At 64.7% G+C, this 17,842-nt stretch carries 19 protein-coding genes, 1 tRNA gene and 3 pseudogenes; 16 read left to right on the top strand and 7 right to left on the bottom strand.

Going from position 1 to position 17,842, the window contains the following annotated elements; genetic code table 11:
• Nucleotides 1-83: 83 nt before the first annotated feature.
• Nucleotides 84-629 (bottom strand): annotated as a pseudogene (locus tag ACFLEY_RS44260) (IS630-like element ISRj1 family transposase); the annotation flags it as partial.
• A gap of 51 nt (nucleotides 630-680) precedes the next feature.
• Here ACFLEY_RS44260 and ACFLEY_RS44255 point away from each other — a divergent pair.
• From ACFLEY_RS44255 to ACFLEY_RS44245, 3 genes are all read left to right on the top strand, one after another.
• Nucleotides 681-1,256 carry a pyridoxamine 5'-phosphate oxidase family protein gene (locus tag ACFLEY_RS44255; protein WP_060912763.1) on the top strand — a complete coding sequence of 192 codons (576 nt, stop codon included), beginning with the start codon at nucleotides 681-683 and terminating at the stop codon, nucleotides 1,254-1,256.
• Nucleotides 1,257-1,770: 514 nt separating this feature from the next.
• Nucleotides 1,771-2,016, top strand: coding sequence for a hypothetical protein (locus ACFLEY_RS44250; protein WP_060909333.1), 246 nt, complete (start codon nucleotides 1,771-1,773; stop codon nucleotides 2,014-2,016).
• 21 nt (nucleotides 2,017-2,037) lie between these two features.
• On the top strand, nucleotides 2,038-2,991 hold the full coding sequence (locus ACFLEY_RS44245; RefSeq protein ID WP_082755628.1) for an aliphatic sulfonate ABC transporter substrate-binding protein: 954 nt from the start codon (nucleotides 2,038-2,040) through the stop codon (nucleotides 2,989-2,991).
• A 7-nt stretch (nucleotides 2,992-2,998) separates the two neighbouring features.
• Here the strand turns inward: ACFLEY_RS44245 and ACFLEY_RS44240 are convergent, their stop codons facing one another.
• The 3 genes from ACFLEY_RS44240 to ACFLEY_RS44230 all read right to left on the bottom strand — a co-directional run bounded on the left by ACFLEY_RS44240 (nucleotide 2,999) and on the right by ACFLEY_RS44230 (nucleotide 6,191).
• Complete coding sequence (locus tag ACFLEY_RS44240) at nucleotides 2,999-3,781, bottom strand: alpha/beta fold hydrolase (RefSeq protein WP_060909332.1); 783 nt, start codon at nucleotides 3,779-3,781, stop codon at nucleotides 2,999-3,001.
• Nucleotides 3,782-3,785: 4 nt separating this feature from the next.
• Complete coding sequence (locus tag ACFLEY_RS44235; protein ID WP_060909331.1) at nucleotides 3,786-5,081, bottom strand: O-acetylhomoserine aminocarboxypropyltransferase; 1,296 nt, start codon at nucleotides 5,079-5,081, stop codon at nucleotides 3,786-3,788.
• A gap of 297 nt (nucleotides 5,082-5,378) precedes the next feature.
• Nucleotides 5,379-6,191 carry an IclR family transcriptional regulator gene (locus ACFLEY_RS44230; protein WP_060909330.1) on the bottom strand — a complete coding sequence of 271 codons (813 nt, stop codon included), beginning with the start codon at nucleotides 6,189-6,191 and terminating at the stop codon, nucleotides 5,379-5,381.
• A 128-nt stretch (nucleotides 6,192-6,319) separates the two neighbouring features.
• Between ACFLEY_RS44230 and ACFLEY_RS44225 the strand changes: the two genes are divergently transcribed.
• From ACFLEY_RS44225 to ACFLEY_RS44200, 6 genes and pseudogenes are all read left to right on the top strand, one after another.
• Nucleotides 6,320-7,285 (top strand): tripartite tricarboxylate transporter substrate binding protein, encoded by a 966-nt coding sequence (locus ACFLEY_RS44225; protein ID WP_060909329.1) that lies wholly within the window; start codon nucleotides 6,320-6,322, stop codon nucleotides 7,283-7,285.
• 3 nt (nucleotides 7,286-7,288) lie between these two features.
• A pseudogene (locus ACFLEY_RS44220) lies at nucleotides 7,289-7,905 on the top strand (flavin reductase family protein).
• Nucleotides 7,906-7,957: 52 nt separating this feature from the next.
• Entirely contained in the window at nucleotides 7,958-8,818 is an 861-nt protein-coding gene (locus tag ACFLEY_RS44215; protein WP_060909328.1) for a fumarylacetoacetate hydrolase family protein, read from the top strand.
• 3 nt (nucleotides 8,819-8,821) lie between these two features.
• On the top strand, nucleotides 8,822-9,625 hold the full coding sequence (hpaH, locus tag ACFLEY_RS44210) for a 2-oxo-hept-4-ene-1,7-dioate hydratase (RefSeq protein WP_060909327.1): 804 nt from the start codon (nucleotides 8,822-8,824) through the stop codon (nucleotides 9,623-9,625).
• Nucleotides 9,626-9,650: 25 nt separating this feature from the next.
• The gene (locus ACFLEY_RS44205; protein WP_011084059.1) at nucleotides 9,651-10,034 is read left to right on the top strand and encodes a RidA family protein; all 384 of its coding nucleotides are present in this window, start codon (nucleotides 9,651-9,653) and stop codon (nucleotides 10,032-10,034) included.
• Between the two features lie 13 nt (nucleotides 10,035-10,047).
• Nucleotides 10,048-10,923: an amidohydrolase gene (locus ACFLEY_RS44200; protein WP_060909326.1), complete on the top strand. Its 876-nt coding sequence runs from the start codon at nucleotides 10,048-10,050 to the stop codon at nucleotides 10,921-10,923.
• Between the two features lie 30 nt (nucleotides 10,924-10,953).
• Here ACFLEY_RS44200 and ACFLEY_RS44195 read toward each other — a convergent pair whose 3' ends face one another.
• Both ACFLEY_RS44195 and ACFLEY_RS44190 read right to left on the bottom strand, forming a co-directional pair.
• Nucleotides 10,954-11,211: a response regulator transcription factor gene (locus ACFLEY_RS44195; RefSeq protein WP_396604443.1), complete on the bottom strand. Its 258-nt coding sequence runs from the start codon at nucleotides 11,209-11,211 to the stop codon at nucleotides 10,954-10,956.
• A gap of 52 nt (nucleotides 11,212-11,263) precedes the next feature.
• Nucleotides 11,264-11,494, bottom strand: a pseudogene (locus ACFLEY_RS44190) (LLM class flavin-dependent oxidoreductase); the annotation flags it as partial.
• 262 nt (nucleotides 11,495-11,756) lie between these two features.
• Between ACFLEY_RS44190 and ACFLEY_RS44185 the strand changes: the two are divergent.
• From ACFLEY_RS44185 to ACFLEY_RS44170, 4 genes are all read left to right on the top strand, one after another.
• Complete coding sequence (locus ACFLEY_RS44185) at nucleotides 11,757-11,933, top strand: hypothetical protein (RefSeq protein ID WP_171901153.1); 177 nt, start codon at nucleotides 11,757-11,759, stop codon at nucleotides 11,931-11,933.
• 234 nt (nucleotides 11,934-12,167) lie between these two features.
• On the top strand, nucleotides 12,168-12,671 hold the full coding sequence (locus ACFLEY_RS44180; protein WP_060909323.1) for a Twin-arginine translocation pathway signal: 504 nt from the start codon (nucleotides 12,168-12,170) through the stop codon (nucleotides 12,669-12,671).
• Between the two features lie 12 nt (nucleotides 12,672-12,683).
• Entirely contained in the window at nucleotides 12,684-13,328 is a 645-nt protein-coding gene (locus ACFLEY_RS44175) for a ferric reductase-like transmembrane domain-containing protein (protein WP_060909322.1), read from the top strand.
• A gap of 181 nt (nucleotides 13,329-13,509) precedes the next feature.
• The gene (locus ACFLEY_RS44170; RefSeq protein WP_060909321.1) at nucleotides 13,510-13,986 is read left to right on the top strand and encodes a cyclic nucleotide-binding domain-containing protein; all 477 of its coding nucleotides are present in this window, start codon (nucleotides 13,510-13,512) and stop codon (nucleotides 13,984-13,986) included.
• A 1,027-nt stretch (nucleotides 13,987-15,013) separates the two neighbouring features.
• Here ACFLEY_RS44170 and ACFLEY_RS44165 read toward each other — a convergent pair.
• Nucleotides 15,014-15,088: transfer RNA gene (locus ACFLEY_RS44165), tRNA-Thr, on the bottom strand.
• A gap of 319 nt (nucleotides 15,089-15,407) precedes the next feature.
• On the opposite strand from ACFLEY_RS44165, the gene ACFLEY_RS44160 reads away from it, so the two are divergent.
• The 3 genes from ACFLEY_RS44160 (at nucleotide 15,408) to ACFLEY_RS44150 (ending at nucleotide 17,777) form a co-directional block, all read left to right on the top strand.
• Entirely contained in the window at nucleotides 15,408-15,596 is a 189-nt protein-coding gene (locus ACFLEY_RS44160; protein ID WP_060909320.1) for a hypothetical protein, read from the top strand.
• A 40-nt stretch (nucleotides 15,597-15,636) separates the two neighbouring features.
• Nucleotides 15,637-17,343 carry an FAD-dependent oxidoreductase gene (locus tag ACFLEY_RS44155; RefSeq protein ID WP_396605001.1) on the top strand — a complete coding sequence of 569 codons (1,707 nt, stop codon included), beginning with the start codon at nucleotides 15,637-15,639 and terminating at the stop codon, nucleotides 17,341-17,343.
• 125 nt (nucleotides 17,344-17,468) lie between these two features.
• A complete protein-coding gene (locus tag ACFLEY_RS44150) occupies nucleotides 17,469-17,777 on the top strand; it encodes an EthD family reductase (protein ID WP_028173644.1) in 309 nt (102 codons plus the stop codon).
• Nucleotides 17,778-17,842 lie beyond the last annotated feature (65 nt).

Genomic DNA, 17,842 nt, shown 5'->3' with positions numbered 1-17,842 from the left:
ACAAAACCGTAAAGCCCCGCGTTCAGCATAACCCGGCAGGAATCCACTTAAATCCAGCGGGGCGCTGTCCAAACAACCGGGGCCAGCTCTGGCTTCTCGTCCACGCACAGCACAATGGCCTTCGCCGGCGGCGCGACATAGAGGCCGACAACATCGGCGGCTTTGGCCGTAAAGTTCGGGTCGTTGCTCTCGCACCAGGACTTGCGAGCCACCAGGTCAATCTTGTGGCTGCGCAGGAACCGCCAGACATATTGGACATCGACATCGCCCAGCGCCTCGGCCAGCAGGGGGCCGGTCCAGCGCGCAAACCCTTGCGGTGGCGGCTTATCCAGCAGCTTCAGAATCCGCTTGTCGGTCGTCTTCGTATAGATCGGCTGCTTGCCAGGCCGCGGCTTGTCTTGCAGCCCTTCAAGGCCATGGTCGGCATAGCGATGCCGCCAAAGGCTGACAATCCGCGGCTGGACCCCAACTTCCTTGGCGATCGACCGGGTGCTGCGCCCATCCGCCGCCAACAGAACTATCCGCGCCCGCTTCAAATCGCGCTGCAACGTCACCGGTGAGCGACAGCACGCCTCAAGCACCTTGCGATCTTTCCTCGAAAGGTGGACTTCTCTTGCTTCGGGTATCATCCCGACCTTGAATCACGACTCACGTTCCAAGAAAAGTGGGTACTAGAGGCCATCTACGGCGCCACCAACGATGCCTCGACCGTGAAAGTCGCCGACCATGTCACGCCGCTCTATCGCGTCTTCATCGAGAAGGCGCCGTTCGCGGCGCTCGCCACCATCGGGCCCGAGGGCATCGACTGCTCGCCGCGCGGCGATCTGCCCGGCTTCGTTCGCATTCACGACCCCAAGACGCTGATGCTGCCGGATCGTCGCGGCAACAACCGGGTCGATTCGCTGCGCAACATCGTGCGCGACCCGCGCGTGTCCCTGATGTTCCTGGTCCCCGGCTCCGGCAATGCGGTCCGCGCCAATGGCCGCGCGCATCTGTCGATCGATCCCGAGTTGCTGGCGTCCTTCAAGGTCGAAGGCAAGGCGCCGCGCAGCGTCATGGTGATGAATGTGGACGAGATCTACTTCCAGTGCGCCCGCGCCATCGTCCGCTCCGATCTCTGGAACCCCGACAAGCGCATCGACCCGAAGACGCTGCCGACGCCCGGCCAGATCCTCGCCGAGATGAGCCAGAACAAGGTCGGCGGCGAGGAGTACGATCGCGCCTGGGCGGCGCGTGCCGCAGCGACGATGTGGTAGCGTCCGCGCTCTCGTCTCCCTCGCCCCGCTCTTGCGGGGAGAGGCGGGGTGAGGGGCCTCTCTCCGCACGTGAGATCGCTGTGGGGACCTGTACCCCCTCACCCGGATCGCGCCGGACGATGCTTCGCATCGCCGGGGGCGATCCGACCTCTCCCCGCAAGCGGGGAGAGGTGAAGAGGGCGCCAGTGCTGAACTCATCGCGAGATGAATCTGCCTGCGGGCGCTTGCGGCGGGAGAAGCGGCCGAACGTGTCGCTCGTAAATATGGATAGCCATTTCATTGACCAATCGCGCCGATCGCTCGATATTTACAGCATCGAAACTGCTCCTCGAGCCGAAGCCGCAACATGAGAACCGATCACCAGCGTAATCCGGACGACATGCACCCGTGCATGACGCGGCGCTGTTTCTCGGCGGCGACCGGCGCCTGTTGTTGCTGCTGAGCGCCTCCCTCTCAGTACGTCCCATCGCAAATCTCAAGACAGGAACGCCGCAATCGCGGCGAATGAGCAGTCATGTCCCAAGGTCAGTTTGAAGCCCAGTTCGAAGCCCAGTCCAACGCCTACATCATCGAAATCCACGACCGCGCCGCCGGCATCATCACAAGAGACGCGCGCGGCTTCCGCTTCTTTTCCTCCGAGCGGCTGTTCGACAGCCTCGAAGGCCGCCAGTTCCGCTCGGCGCGCGATGCCGAGCGGGCCGCGCGCGCGGTGTTCTCCGAGCTGAGCCGGCGCGCGAGTTCGCAACTCTTCGCCAACTGATCCCACCGAAAGGACCGCGATATGATTACTCGACGACACATGCTCGCAACGACACTCCTGGTCGCGACAGCCCTGGCTGCACCCGTGCACGCGGAGAACAAACCGGCGGAAATCCGCATCGGCACCCAGAAGGGCGGCTTCTTCCCGGCGGTGCGCCAGCGCCAGACGCTCGAAAACGCCTTCAAGCCGCTCGGCATCGAGATCAAGTGGATCGACTTCCAGTTCGGTCCACCGCTGCTGGAGGCAATCAATGTCGGCAGCGTCGATTTCGGTTATGTCGGCGACTCCCCGCCGATCTTCGCGCAGGCCGGCGGCGCGAAGATCCGCTACGTCGCCGCGGTGAAATCGGACGGCAACACCCAGGCGATCGTCGTGCCGAAGGACTCGCCGATTCACGCACTGGCCGATCTCAGGGGCAAGCGCGTCGCCTTCGGCAAGGGATCGAGCGCGCATAATCTGCTAGTCGCGGCGCTCGAGAAGGCCGGCCTGTCCTGGTCCGACATCACGCCTGCGCCGCTCGCGCCGGCCGATGCGACGGCGGCCTTCGTGAAGGGCTCGGTCGACGCCTGGTCGATCTGGGATCCCTATCTCGCGCTCGCCGAGCTGAAGGAGAATGCGCGCGTCATCGCCTTCGACAAGGACGTGCACAAGCCGAACGCCTTCTACATCGCCGGCGCCGATTTCGTGGAGAAGTATCCCTCGCTCGTTGCGAAGCTCAACACGGCCTTCGCGTCCGAAGGTGTATGGGCAGATTCACATCACGAAGACGTGGCGAAGGCGCAGGCCGAGGCGACCGGCGTCGACATCGAGGCGATCCGCCGCTTCGTCGCCCGCTCCAATTATCGCGTGGTGCCGATCGATGCCGAGGTGGTCAAGAGCCAGCAGGTCGTTGCCGACCGCTTCGCAAAGCTCGGCCTGATCCCGAAGCCGGTCAATGTCTCCGACATCGTCTGGAAGTGGACGCCGGGATCTTGAGCCGGGCTCAGCCTTTCAGCGCGGCCAGCAACTCATCCGGCCGCTCGGCCATGATCATGTGGCCGGCGCCCGGCACCACGACGGTCTTCGCATGCGGGATCGCGGCCGCGAGCGCCTTGCCCGCCTTCGCCGGAGTCATCATGTCGCGCTCGCCGAGGATGAGCGTCGCAGGCACCTTGACGCTCGCGGCGGCGGTGAGCGCATTCGCGTAAGCGTTGCAGGCCGACAGATCCCTGAACAGCACGCCCGGCTCGCAAGCCTTCAGCACCGCTTGCGCGCCGCCATGCATCCACAGGCCCGGCGCGAGGCTGCCGCCGAGCTCGGCGTTGAAGCCGAGGCCCCAGATCGACACCATGTCGTTGGCATCCTGCGAGTTGGCTTCGGCCGCCTTCAAGAGATCGGGGCCGACCGTCATGGTCGCGGCGGTGCCGATCAGGCTCAGTGCGGAAACCTTGTCGGGGTGACGTGCCGCGGTCTCCAGCGAGATCAGCGATCCCATGGAGTGGCCGATCAGATGCGCCTTCGCAGCTCCTGCCGCATCGAGCAGCGCCGCCGTCCAGTCGGCCATCTCGGCGATGCTCGAGAGCGAGGGGCCGGCCGAGCGCCCGTGACCGGGAAGGTCCGGTGCCAGCACGGAAAACCCGTGATGGGCGAACCAGCGCGTATGCAGCGCCCAGGTCGAGTGATCGAAGCCGGCGCCGTGGATGAAGACCACCGCGGGCAGGGACTTGTCGAATTCGCGGCCGCCGGTCGCGACAAATACCTCGGCCCCGTTGACGGAAAGCTTCATGGTGTCAGGCCTTTTGCGAGATGCGCAGTGCTTGATTGAGGTCGTCGATGATGTCGGAGGCGGTCTCGATGCCGACCGACAGCCGCACCAGCTCCTCGCCGATGCCGGCGGCCTTGAGCTGCTCGGCGTCCATCTGCTGATGCGTGGTCGAGGCCGGGTGGATCACCAGCGTCTTGGCGTCGCCGACATTGGCGAGATGGCTGATCATGCGCAGGGACTCGATGAACTTGCGGCCGGCGGGGCGGCCGCCCTTGATGCCGAACGAGACGATCGAGCCGGCGCCGCGCGGCAGCAGCTGCTTTGCAAGCTGGTAGTCCGTGTGGTCTTCAAGCGAGGGATGCAGCACCCAGTCCACCGCCTTGTTGGACTTCAGCGCTTCCAGCACCAGATGCGTGTTCTGCATATGCCGGTCCATGCGGACGCCCAGCGTCTCCACGCCCTGCAGGAGCTGGAACGCGTTGGTCGGCGACAGGCAGGCGCCGAAATCGCGCAGGCCCTCGGTGCGCGCGCGCATGATGAACGCCGCGGTGCCAAACTGCTCGTCGAAGACGATGCCGTGATAGCCGCCATAGGGCTCGGTCAGCACTCCGAACTTGCCGGAGCCGCGCCAGTCAAAGCGGCCACCGTCGATGATAGCGCCGCCGATCGCGATGCCGTGGCCGCCGATCCATTTGGTCGCCGAGTGCATCACGATGTCGGCCCCTAGCTCGATCGGCCGGCTGAGATAGGGCGTCGCAAAGGTGTTGTCGATCAGCAGCGGAATTTTTGCCTCATGCGCGATCTGCGCGACCTTCGGGATGTCGAGCACCTCGAGCCCGGGATTGCCGATGGTCTCGCCGATCACGAGCTTGGTGTTCGGCTTGATGGCGCTGCGGAACGCATCGAGATCGCGCGGCTTCACAAATGTCGTGGTGATGCCGAAGCGCGGCAGCGTATGCGCCAAAAGGTTGATGGTGCCGCCATAGAGCGAGCTCGACGCCACGATGTGGTCGCCGGCGTTGAGCAGCGTCGCGATGGCCAGATGCAGCGCAGCCATGCCGCTCGCGGTGCAGATCGCGCCGACGCCGCCTTCGAGTGCCGCGAGCCGCTCCTCCAGCACGCCGATGGTCGGATTGGAGATGCGCGTGTAGATGTGGCCGGCGCGCTCCAGGTTGAACAGCGCGGCGGCGTGATCGGAATCCTGGAACACGTAGGACGTGGTCTGGTAGATCGGCACCGCGCGGGCGCCGGTCGCGGGATCCGGATGCTGGCCCGCATGCAGGCTCAGGGTCTCGAAGGCAGGCGGTTTTGGCGCGGGCATGCGTGGCCTCGTTGCTCGGTCGGCGATGGCGGCCCTTGTGCCACAAAACGGCGTGCCAAGTCAGCCCATTGACAGCGCCGTGGGATGGCGCACAGCGGTGACATGATTGAGGCGAACTCTGTCCGCATCGCCGGTGGGCTCCCTCGCCCCGTTCTTACGGGGAGAGGGTTGGGGTGAGGGGCTCCATCCGAGATCACGGTGACAGTCGGACTCGCGGAGAGTCCCCCTCACCCGGATTGCATCTTCGATGCAATCCGGCCTCTTCCCGCAAGCGGGGAGAGGCGAACGGCGCCGCCTTCAGTAGCCGACATTGCCCCGGATCGCCTGCTCGATGATCCGCGCCTCCCGCAGCAGGATCTCCGCGACCTCTTGCTCGCGGCGCGGGCCGAGCCTCGTCCGAACGGCGGAGACGGTCATCGCCGCGGCGGGCTGTCCGTCCGGCGTCTTGATCCAGGTCGAGATCGACTTGGTGCCCTGCACGAGGCCGATCTCTCGCATGTTGTAACCCCGCTTCCGCGCGGCGGTGACCTGGCTCATCACGGCTGCGACGTCGGTCTGGTAGGCCTCGAACCGTTTCTCGTTGGCTGCGACGATTTTTCGCGCGTCCTGCGCCGGCATCGCGGCGAGGATGGCAACGCCGGCGCTGGAGACGCCGAGCGGCCGGCGCGCGCCGACCTCGATCGACAGCACCTGGATCGGATAGACGCCGATCCTGCGATCGACGCACAGCGTGTCGTTGCCGGTCCGCACCGTCAGGAACAGCGTGTCCCCGATCTCGGCGGAGGCGCGCCGCAGCGACGGACTTGCCGCGACCAGCAGCCGCGACGGCCGCGCCCGTGCCAGCGCCAATTCCGGCACCTGGTTGCCGATCGCGTAGCGGCCGGTGCGATCGTGCCGCTCGACGATGCCTTCCTCGATCAGCACGTGGACGATGCGATGCACGGTCGGACGGGTAAGGCCGGTCGCCCGCACGACCTCGGCCAGCGGCACGCCGTCCTCGCGGCCTGCGGCAAGAATGCGCAGTACCGCGAGCGCGCGCCGGATCGCCTGCGCGCCCTGTCGCGGTTCCAGCGCGCTGCGGGTGGCTTTCGGAGAAGGTCTCTTGTCCATAATATGGACAAGAACGCCACAATTCACTCGACAGGTAAAGCGCGCATCTGGAGATTGCGCGGCGATCGAGCGCCGTGCGCAACGTCAAGGCGTTCGAAGTGAATTGGAAGCGCCGCCGGGAGGTTAACATGAGATTAATCGCGATTGCCATAGCCGCTGTCACGACGTTGCTGGCGGGGCCCGCATCGGCCCAGCAATGGCCGGCGCGCAGCGTCAAGCTGATCGTGCCCTATCCGGCCGGCGGCAATGTCGACAGCGCCGCGCGCATCGTCGCCGACAAGCTCCAGGAAAAGCTCGGCCAGCCCTTCATCATCGAGAACAAGGCCGGCGCCGGCGGCATGATCGCGGGCGAGGCTTTCGCGAAATCGGCGCCCGACGGCTATACGCTGTTCGTCGGCGCCAACGGCCCGGTGCTGTTCGCGACCGAGATCAACAAGCGCGATGCCTATAGCTGGAAGAAGGACTTCCTGCCGATCTCGACCATCTCGATGACGCCGCTGGTGCTCGAGGTACATCCCTCCGTCCAGGCCAACAATTTCAAGGAATTCATCGACCTCGCCAAGCGCGAGCCCGGTAAGCTGACGATGGCCTCGCCCGGCCCCGGCACCACCAATCATCTGCTCAGCGAATTGATGCAGTCGAATCTCGACCTGCAATGGGTCACCGCGCATTACCGCGGCAACGCGCCGGCCATCAAGGATCTGCTCGGCGGCCAGGTGCAGTTCGCGTTCGACCAGCTCACGGTCAGCCTCCAGCACATCAAGGCCGGCCTGTTCCGCGCGCTCGCGGTCACCAGCCCGCACCGGCTGAAGTCGCTGCCTGACGTCCCGACCTTCACCGAGCTCGGCTACAAGGATTTCGACGGCCAGACTTTCACCGGCCTGTTCGCGCCCGCGGGCACGCCGGCGCCTGTCGTCGACAAGCTGCACGAGACGCTGGTTGCGATCCTGAAAGACCCGGGCGTGGTGGACAAGTTCGAAAAGCTGGGCGGGGAAGCCGTCGCGATGACGCCGGACGAGTTCAGGGCCTATCTCGAGCGCGAGGACGCCAAGTGGATTCCGGTCGTGCGCAAGGCCAACATCAAGGCGGACTGAGTGATGCGGATCGATCCCACCGAGCTCGGCGCGGAGCGCATCTACCGGCTGATGACCGGCATCGTGGTGCCGCGCCCCATCGCCTGGGTGACGAGCCTGTCGCGCTCCGGGGTGCTCAACCTCGCGCCCTTCAGCGCCTTCACCTTCGTCTCGCAGAAGCCGCCGATGCTCGCCATCAGCGTCGGCCGCAAGGGCGCGGACTACAAGGACACCGCGCACAACATCCTCGACACCGAGGAATACGTCATCCACATCGCCGATACCCCGCTGATGTCTGCGGTGCACGACAGCTCGATCGAGCCCCGCCTGAAGTCAGCGAGGTCGCGGAGCTTGGCCTGGAGACGCTTAGCTGCGAGCGCATCAAGGTGCCGCGGCTCGCGGCCGCACCTGTCGCGATGGAGTGCCGCTTCCGGCAGTGCCTCGAATTCGGCGACGCCCGCAGCCGGCTGATCGTCGGCGAGGTCGTGATGTTCCACATTCGCGACGGCCTCGTGGAAAACGGCAAGGTCGAGACCCGGGCGCTCGACCCGATCGCGCGCATCGGCGGGCCGCGCTACGCCCGCCTCGGCGAGATCGTGACGCTGAACACCGTCTTTCAAACTCCCAAATCGACCGACTGAGCGCGCGGCCCATCGCGGCCCTTGTGCCCAAAGACCATTGGAGAAAACCACAATGCGACTCCTGAGCTATCTCTTGGACGGCGAGGCGCGCTACGGCGCGGCCGTCGCGGGCGGCGTGGTCGATCTGACCCGGCGGATCGGCCGCGACTTCTCCGACGTGAAGGCGCTGATCGCGGCCAATGCGCTGGCGGACGCGCAGGAAGTGATCGCCGATCAGCAACCGGACTACGCGCTCGATGATCTCGTCCTGCTGCCGCCGGTGCTGGCGCCGGAAAAGCTCTGGTGCATCGGCGTCAACTACGCCGAGCGCAACGCCGAATATAAAGACAATTCGGACCTGCCCAAATATCCGAGCCTGTTCGTGCGCAGCATGTCGTCGATGACAGGCTCCGGCCAGCCGCTGGAGAAGCCCAAAGTCTCGGATCAGCTCGACTATGAAGGCGAGCTCGTGATCGTGATCGGGCAGGAAGGCCGCCACATCCCGCGCGAGAAGGCGTGGTCGCACATCTTCGGCATGACGCTGTGCAACGAAGGCACGATCCGCGACTGGCTGCGCCACGGCAAGTTCAACGTCACGCAAGGCAAGAATTTCGACCGCTCCGGTAGCATCGGCCCGTGGATCGTCACGGCGGACGAGCTCGACCCGCGCGGGCCTCTTGACATCACCACGCGCGTCAACGGCGAGGTGCGTCAGCAGGACACCACCGAGCGGCTGATGTTTCCGTTCGACTTCCTGATCTCCTATCTCTCGACCTTCGCCACCCTGAAGCCCGGCGACATGATCGTGACGGGTACGCCGACCGGGGCGGGCGCGCGCTTCGATCCGCCGCGCTGGCTGAAAGTCGGCGACGTCGTCGAGGTCGAGTCGAGCCGCATCGGCGTGCTGCGCAACACCGTGGCTGCGGAGCAATAGACCATGCTGGATGCCGCCACGATCGAACGTCTTGCCGCGCGCCTGGACGAGGCCGAGCGCACCAAGGCGCTGATCCCGATGTTCTCGAAAGAGTATCCCGGCCTCACGATCGAGGACGCCTACGCCATCCAGCGCGCCTGGACGAAACTCCAGCTCGGGCGAGGGCGCGTCATCAAGGGCCACAAGATCGGCCTGACCTCGAAGGCGATGCAGAACGCGGTCGGCATCTCCGAGCCCGACTACGGCGTGCTGTTCGCCGACATGTTCTATGCCGACGCCACGCCCATCCCGTTCGATCGCTTTCATGCGCCACGAATCGAGGTCGAGCTCGCCTTCGTGCTGAAGGCGCCGCTGCGCGAGCCCAACTGCACCATCTTCGACGTGCTCAACGCCACCGACTACGTGACGCCGGCGCTGGAGATCTTGGAGACGCGCATGCACCGCGTCGATCCTGAAACGGGCAAGACGCGAAAGGTCATGGACACGATCTCGGACAACGCCGCGAACGCCGCGCTGGTGCTCGGTGGCCGGCCGTTCCGCCCGATGGATGCGGATCTGCGCTGGATCGGCGCGCTGCTGTTCCGCAACGGCGAGGTCGAGGAGACCGGGCTTGCCGCCGGCGTGCTCAATCATCCCGCCAACGGCATCGCCTGGCTCGCCAACCGGCTCGCGCCGCATGACGAATATCTCAGGGCCGGCGAGGTGGTGCTGGCGGGATCGTTCACGCGGCCGGTGGACATCCGCCGCGGCGATACGTTCCACGCCGACTACGGCGCGTTCGGCTCGGTGTCGTGCCAGTTCGTCTGAACCAACACACAAGAGGGAGCGCACCATGACACGGCGCAAGAGCATCCACATCGGCGGCTTCAAGCACGCCAATCCGATTCCGAACGCTTGCCGCATCGGCAATCTCGTGATGTCGGGCGTCATCCTTGGCCGCGATGCGGCCGGCGCGATGCCCGTGAGTCTCGACGCGCAATGCGCCAACATGTTCGCGCACATGAAGGCGACGGTGGAGGCCGCCGGCGGCACCACCGACGACATCATCAAGATGACGGTGTGGCTGAAGGACCGCTCGCAGCGCGGGCCCGTCAATGTCGAGTGGCTGAAGATGTTTCCGGACGAGCATTCGCGCCCGGCGCGCCACGCGCTGCCGATGGACAACATGGACGGCGGCGCGCTGGTGCAGTGCGACTTCACCGCCGTGATCGACTGAAGGAGATTTGCGCATGCCGACCTATCTGCCGTTCGACCCGAATCCGCGCCGCCCGGTCAAGGCGCCGCCACTGAGGACCATCGACAGCCAGTTCCACGTGCTGGGGCCCATCGAGAAATATCCGGAGCGCCCCGGCGCGGCCTATCGGATGCCGACCGCGACCTGGGAAGCGGCGTTGCGTATGCACAAGACGCTCGGCATCGAGCGCGGCATCATCGTGCAGACCACGACCTATGGCGCGGATCATGCCGTCGTGCTCGACGCCCTCGCGGTGATGGGTCCGAACTACCGCGGCTGTGCCAACGCGCTGGTGTTTGCCGAGGCGAACGATTCCTATCTCGCAAAGCTGCATGACGCCGGCGTCCGCGGCGCGCGCTTTAGCTTCCGCCAGGAGCTCGGCGCCGTGCTGTCGGATACCGATTTCGCCCGCGCCATCGCCCGCATCCGCGAGCTCGGCTGGTACGTCAAGATCCAGCCGGAGAAGGACGGTATCGTCTCCAGCGTCGCGAAGTACGAGAATCTCGACGTTCCCGTGCTGATCGACCACATGGCGCGCCCCGATCCGCAAGCCGGCAAGGACGATCCGAACCTGCGCAAGATGCTGGAGCTGCTCAAGAAGGGCAATTTCTGGGTGATGCTGTCGCTCGGCGAGAAGACCTCGAAGGCCGGCCCGCCCTACGACGACGTGATCCCGATCGCGCGCGCCTATATCGAGGCAGCAAGCGACCGCTGCGTCTGGGCCAGCGACTGGCCGCATCCGGTCTCCGTCAAGCAGCCGCCCAACGATGCCGACCTGCTCGAGCTGATGTACCGCTACGCGGCGGACCAGGCGGAGCTGGAAAAGATCCTGGTGCACAATCCGGCAAAGCTGTTCGGCTTTGCCGACTGATCGACTCCGGTCGCGATCGGGCCTGTCACCTCAGGGCGAGATGATCCGGTCGCGCATGGCGATCATCACGGCCTGCGTGCGGGTGGCTGCGCCGAGCTTCTTGCAGCAGCTCTTGATGTGCGCCTTCACTGTGCGTCCCGTGATGGCCAGGGCGTCGGCGATCTCATCGCTGGATCGTCCGACGGCCGCCAGCGTCAGCACCTCGCGCTCGCGCAAGGACAGTGCGTGCTGCGGAGCCGCGGGCAGGCCGCGCAGCTTCAGCACCCGGTCGAAGGCGTAAAGCGCCATGAGGTGGAGCGCGGGGAGATCGCGCTCGGCCAGATCGATCTCGGCGCCGCCGAACCACACCGGAGCCGACGCGGATCGTCTTCGTGCCGCCCGCGACATGCCCGATCACGACAGAGGTCGCCGCGCTGGCGATGCCCGTCATGTTGTGATGCTCGGCCAGCCAGAACCGCTTGTAGCCCCAGGCCTCGGCGTGCTGGGCAAGATCAAGCGAATTGCGAAACGCCTGCGCGGCGTCGCCACCCTGGCGGATGGGAGCGAGGTCGAGCACGGAGAAGGGGATCATGCGTGGGGGTCCGGGTGGAGGGCGATATGCGCCGGGGCTCCATATGTAGTACCTGCCAGCCCGAATGTTAGCGTTGCAGTGTCGATCGGACACCGGCGCAACGATGCCATTCGGAATTGTCGCGGGTGACCGGCGAACTGCCAGATAGCGTTTTTGACCCAGCGGACTCCCAGCGCAGGTTTGATTTACGTCAACATTCAAAACCTGGCTTCATTTTCACTTCCGACATTGGTTGCTTCGATTTCCTTCCTGGAGAGGTACGATGGCCGATCCGACCAAGCTCTCGGTTGAGAAAGCGCTCGAAAAGATACGTCAGCGCGACGCGCCGAAATCAGAGAATTCACGCCTTGATGAAAAAACCGACGCTCTCAATGAAGAGATAAAACGTATGAGAGCACAAAGGCTCCGCCTTGAACGACAAAAGGGCAAGCGTGGCTGAATAGGGCGTAGGATGGGTAGAGCACTTGCGAAACCCCATCATGTTTCGTCGTCGAACAAAGCCTCGATGGGTTTCGCTTCGCTCAACCCATCCCACGAGGCTGTCTGAGCGGCCTGCGCCTCCGTTCACAACACTGTTATTGCGACCTATGGCGCCCTTTGTCGCAACTGGGCGTTTTGCGCCTGTTGTTGTACCCTTGCCAGAGCCACGGCCCGGACGCCCGGAGGAATTGACATGACCATTGTCGTACTCAGCCGCCGCAACCTCCTCGTCGCCGGCGGCTCCGTTCTCGCAACCGGGGTTTTGACAGCCGGGCTTCCCGGCCTCCTGCTGCCGGCCCGCGCGGACGGCCTCGCACCGACCGAGACGATGTCGGGCGGGGCGAACAACTACCGCAAGGGCGCGGCGATCGTGGATCGCATCGGCAAGGGCGGCTTCTGGATGAGCGGCACCGTCCGCCGAGCCGGCGACGGCGCTCCGCTTGCCGGGCAGCGCATCCAGATATGGGCGCACACGGTCGAAGGACAGGAGCACGAGCCGCAGAGCCATGGCGCCACGCTCACCGACAAGGACGGCAAGTTCCGGCTCGAGATGCCGCAGATCATTCCGATCTTCGGCCAGCCGCATGGTCACCTCGCCTATGACAGCGGTGAATTCAAGACCGTCTTCCTGCGGCCGGTGATGCGCAGCGCAAAGGAAACCAGCCTCGAGGCGCACTTCGTTCTGCAGCCGGCCTGACCGGGCCAACGAATGACGGGGTGGAAACTGGCCCGGGTGATCCTGATCTGGGGCGCCTTGGTTTCCGCCATTGGCGTGCCGATCGCTGCTGCCGCAGGAAGCGAGCAGCTCGCATGGCGCGGTCCGGTCTACATCCTCGCCGGGTTTGCGGGAATTGTCGCATTGGGTCTCGTGCTCGTTCAGCCCCTGCTGATCGGCGGATATCTGCCGGGACTGTCGGCCTATCGTGGACGGCGCGCCCATCACTGGATCGGTGGCGCGCTTGCTCTGGCGATCGTGATCCATGTCGCCGGCCTCTGGATCACCAGCCCGCCCGACATGATCGACGCCCTGACCTTCTCGTCGCCGACGCCGTTCTCCCCCTTCGGCGTGATCGCCATGTGGGCCATCTTCATTGTTGCGCTGCTGGCTCTGCTGCGCCGGCGATTGGGACTGCGACCGCGAACGTGGCGTTTCGTTCATATGCCTCTCGCGATCGTCATCGTCGCAGGCAGCGCGGTCCATTGCCTGCTGATCGAGGGAACAATGGAGACGATCTCGAAGGCGGCGCTTTGCGCGCTCGTCCTCGCGGCAACCGTGAAAGCCATGGTTGACCTGCAGGTGTGGCGAAAGCGAAGGGCGCTCCGCGGCAGTGAGCCAAAGCGGTTTAATGCGTAGGATGGGTAGAGCGAAGCGAAACCCATCATGCTTCGACACCGAACAAGCCCTCGATGGGTTTCGCTTCGCTCTACCCATCCTACGAAACTTTGCTGGTCATATTGTTCGAACACGCTGAGCGCCGTCACCGCCGATATCTGCTCTGCTTGTCGGAGATAGCGACGGGGCGTATCCTCGCCCGATGGCTGTCAATGCCCCCGAGATGAAAGCGTTCCTGCTCGCGACGCCGTTCTTCGGCGGTCTTTCGGCCACAGGTCTCGACCTCCTGATGTCGATGCTGGTCGAGTGCCGCTTCGAAGCCGGCGCGACTGTCGTGGCGGAAGGCGAGCCGGGACGCTCGATGTTCATCGTCAGATCCGGCCGGCTGGCGGTGAGCAAACGGGCGACTTCGGGAAGCGTCATCCCGATTTCCATTCTGGAGCGAGGGGATTTCTTCGGCGAGATGACGCTGATCGAAATGCAAAACCGCTCCGCCACTGTGGTCGCGGAGAGCTCGACGGTGCTGTACGAGCTGACGGCTCAAAAACTCTACGCCTGCTACAAGGCCGATATCCACGCCTACGTGATCGTCCTGCAGAACATCAACCGCGAGCTTTGCCGCCGGCTGCGCCGTGCGGATGATCGCTTTGCTGGGCATCAGGTGGGTGAAGACAGCTGATCATGCGTAGGATGGGTAGAGCGAAGCGAAACCCATCATGTTTCGACACCGAGCAAGACGCCGATGGGTTTCGCTTCGCTCTACCAAGGCTGGTGCGGCTAGAGCAACGCCATTGAGTGCAGCGAGTTTCTATGAAAGCCGAAGGCAACCAATCCGGACAGAAGCAGCACAGTCCCAGTCACGATCAGGCAACACGAAACACTATCGGAGCCTCTGGTTCGTTATGAATGACAAAGACGATAATAGATAAAACTTTATCGACAATCGAAAGGAATAATTAACCTTACTTGCGTGGACCAACAGGTAGGAACATCGGCATCAGGTCTTTGGGACGTGTCGTCGGGCTTGTGGCTCCATGCACGCCAATCTGACCCGTCGGGCAAAACACCCCGCCTCACATCAAAACCCCGTCAATCCCCCGCCGCAAAAATATTCCACTTTACCGAAATTCGGAATTACGGCATTGTCTCGCCATCCCGGTCCTCGGAGAGGGGCGATCGTACGTCGTAACGAACGTGGATCGGGGTGCGGTGGACGCGGCTGCGTCGGGCACGCGAAGGCGGGACCAGGGCGAGATGAACCTCGTGAGGTCCTTGCTCGGTGCGGACGGACGGCGCCGAAGTCCGGCGAAGCTGTTAAAGCGAAGCCGGATGAGCTGCGTACGGCAAAAACGCGTGGTCCTGACCGTCGTTGCTACGGTCGAGCCTTGCGGAGATGAATCGGGGCTCGACCGGGTCTCGGGCATCGCCAATTCGCAAGGTGACGGAGGCCAGAAGGAACTCGGCTCCGGGGAGAGCGCGCATACGCCGTCAACCCATCGCGCAGGGAAGGCCGGGTGTTTCCCGGCCCACCTGTTGTCCCGCCTGCGCATTTGCGTGTGCAAATTCTTCGCGCAGCGGATCGTGGGTGCCAGCCGGCACCCGGCCTTCCCTGCGCCCTCTTCACCTAAAGAGGGTCAAGGAGAGAGCAAAACTCGGGCGCTGCATGTCGCGCGAATGCCGATCTGTGCGTGATTTGACCCAGAGAATGGTGCTGCCAGACAGGATTGAACTGTCGACCTCTCCATTACCAATGGAGTGCTCTACCACTGAGCTACGGCAGCATGTGCTGGGATCTAGAATCGGCCGCCACGAGGGGCCTACCAAGCGGGCCGATATCTGCCACAAGCCCCCCTCCTGTGCAAGCTTGCAAGCCCTGCCAAAACGAGAAAATCGGGCCGATATCGGAGCCAAAATGCCTGTTTTGGCTCGAAACGACCGACTTTCCGTCGATTCGGGTTCCGATTTCCCCACCCAACTGGCCAGTTGGCCGGGCTGCCGGATTCGCCTCATTTTGGAATTTCGCACGATCGGATCGCACGGGCCTCTTGAGCTGCCACGTTCATTGGGCATGTTATCGCCGATCGCTGTAATGGACCGGTGATGGCTGACGAGAACGACAAAAGCACGAGGCCGGCGAGGGCGTCCCGGGACGACCGGTTGAAATCGGCGCTGCGGGAAAACCTGAAGCGGCGGAAGCTACAGGCGCGCGAACGCGCCGCAAGCGCCGACCCCTCGCAGAACGAAGATGGGTCCCTAAATGAGGGGGCCGCCGGCAAGACCGGCGGCTAAAATCCGGCGGCTGGAAATTTTGGAGTTGAGCGACGTGGCAATGGGGCAAGACGGACAGCAACGAAACGACCGTGAGGCGCTGATGTCGCGGTTCACGCGCCCCGAGCAGACCTTTCCGGCGCTGACATCGGCCGAGATCGAGCGCATCAGGCATTTCGGCGAGCTCCGCACCTATTCGGATCGCGAGCTGCTGTTCGAGACCGGCAAGCCGGGACCCGGCATGTTCGTCATCCTGAAGGGCCACGTCGCCATCACCCAGCGCGACGGGCTCGGTCATGTCAGCCCGGTGATCGACCAGGGACCCGGCCAGTTCCTGGCCGAACTCGGCCAGCTCTCGGGGAGGCCGGCGCTGGTCGACGGACGCGCCGAGGGCGATGTCGAGGTGGTCCTGATCCCGCCGGACCGGCTGCGCGCCCTGCTGGTCGCCGAAGCCGAGCTCGGCGAGCGCATCATGCGCGCGCTGATCCTGCGCCGGGTCAGCCTGATCCAGGGCGGCGTCGGTGGCCCGGTGCTGATCGGGCCGTCGAACTCCGCCGGCGTGGTGCGCTTGCAGGGCTTCCTCACCCGCAACGGCCAGCCGCATCATCTGCTCGATGCCGACAGCGAGCACGACGCGGCCGAGGTGATCGCGCGTTATTCGCCGAAGCCGGAAGATTGGCCGCTGGTCGTCAACGCCGACGGCAGCGTGCTGCGCAATCCCAGCGAGATCGAGCTCGGGCGCGCCATCGGCATGATCGGCGGGGCGAAGGATGATCGGATCTACGACGTCGCGATCGTCGGCTGCGGGCCGGCAGGGCTCGCGACCGCGGTCTACGCGGCCTCCGAAGGCCTCTCGGTTGCGGTCGTCGACACCCGCGCCTTCGGCGGCCAGGCCGGCGCCAGCGCGCGCATCGAGAACTATCTCGGCTTTCCGACCGGCATCTCGGGTCAGGCCCTGGCCGGCCGCGCCTTCACCCAGGCGCAGAAGTTCGGCGCCGAGATCATGATCCCGATGTCGGTGAAGTCGCTGGACTGTTCGCGCAGTGGCGGCACCTTCGCCCTCGCGCTGGATTGCGGCGACACATTGCGCTCGCGCGCGGTGGTGGTCGCGAGCGGCGCGCGCTATCGCCGGCCGGAGATCGCAAAGCTCGACACGTTCGAGGGCCGCGGCGTCTGGTACTGGGCCTCTCCGGTCGAGGCGAAGCTGTGCGCCGGCGAGGAGGTCGCCCTGGTCGGCGCCGGCAATTCGGCGGGCCAGGCCGCCGTGTTCCTGTCGGGTCACGCCAAGAAGGTGCTGATGATCATCCGCGGCGGCGGTCTGGGCGCCAGCATGTCGCGCTATCTCATCGAGCGCATCGAAGCGACGCCGAACATCGAATTGATGTTCAACACCGAGATCACGGCGCTCGAGGGCGACGAGGCCTCGCTGCTGCGGCGCATCCGCTGGAAGAGCCGGCTGTCGAGCGACGAGGATTTTGCCGACATCCGCAATCTCTTTCTGTTCGTCGGCGCCGATCCCGCCACCGGCTGGCTCGACGGCTGCGGCGTGACGCTCGATCGCGGCGGCTTCGTCGTGACAGGCGCGCAGTCCGAGCAGAACCAGGGCCGGCTCGTGGCGCCGCTGGAGACCTCCGTGCCCGGCGTCTACGCCGTCGGCGACGTCCGCTCCGGCTCGGTCAAGCGCGTCGGCGGCGCCATCGGCGAGGGCGCGCAAGTCGTCGCGTCGCTGCACGGCTATCTCGGCGACGCCGCAAAACCGGCGCTTTAGTCAAGGAGAAGGCAAGGGAATGGCAAGTCGAATCCGGCTTGCCATCTTGCTGCGTCCCACAGACTATCGCCTGGTCGCGAGGCCAATCGCGCGTGGAAAAACAAGGATTCCCAAGGGAGGACTCAATGGCTGAAATCGTCGTGCTCTACAAAACACCCAAGGATGCTGCGGCCTTCGACAAGTACTACGCCGAGACCCACATTCCGCTCGCCAAGAAGCTTCCCGGCCTGAAGAAATACGCCGTCAGCAAGGGGCCGGTCGCATCTCCCGCAGGTCCTTCCGGAATCCATCTCGTCGCCATTCTCACCTTCGACAGCGTGGCCGACATTCAGGCGGCATTCGCCAGTCCGGAAGGCAAGGCGACAGGCGCCGACGTGCCGAAATTCGCCAGCGGCGGTGCCGACCTCTTGATCTTCGACACCAAGGAAGCGTGAACAATCGATTCAATTTTGGTCGATGCCTGCTGTCGTTTGTGACAGCGATGCAAAAAATTCAGCCA

The sequence above is a fragment of the Bradyrhizobium sp. YCK136 genome (genome assembly GCF_044570075.1).
Taxonomy (GTDB): Bacteria; Pseudomonadota; Alphaproteobacteria; order Rhizobiales; family Xanthobacteraceae; genus Bradyrhizobium; species Bradyrhizobium diazoefficiens.
This window is presented reverse-complemented; position numbering and strand designations above follow the sequence as displayed.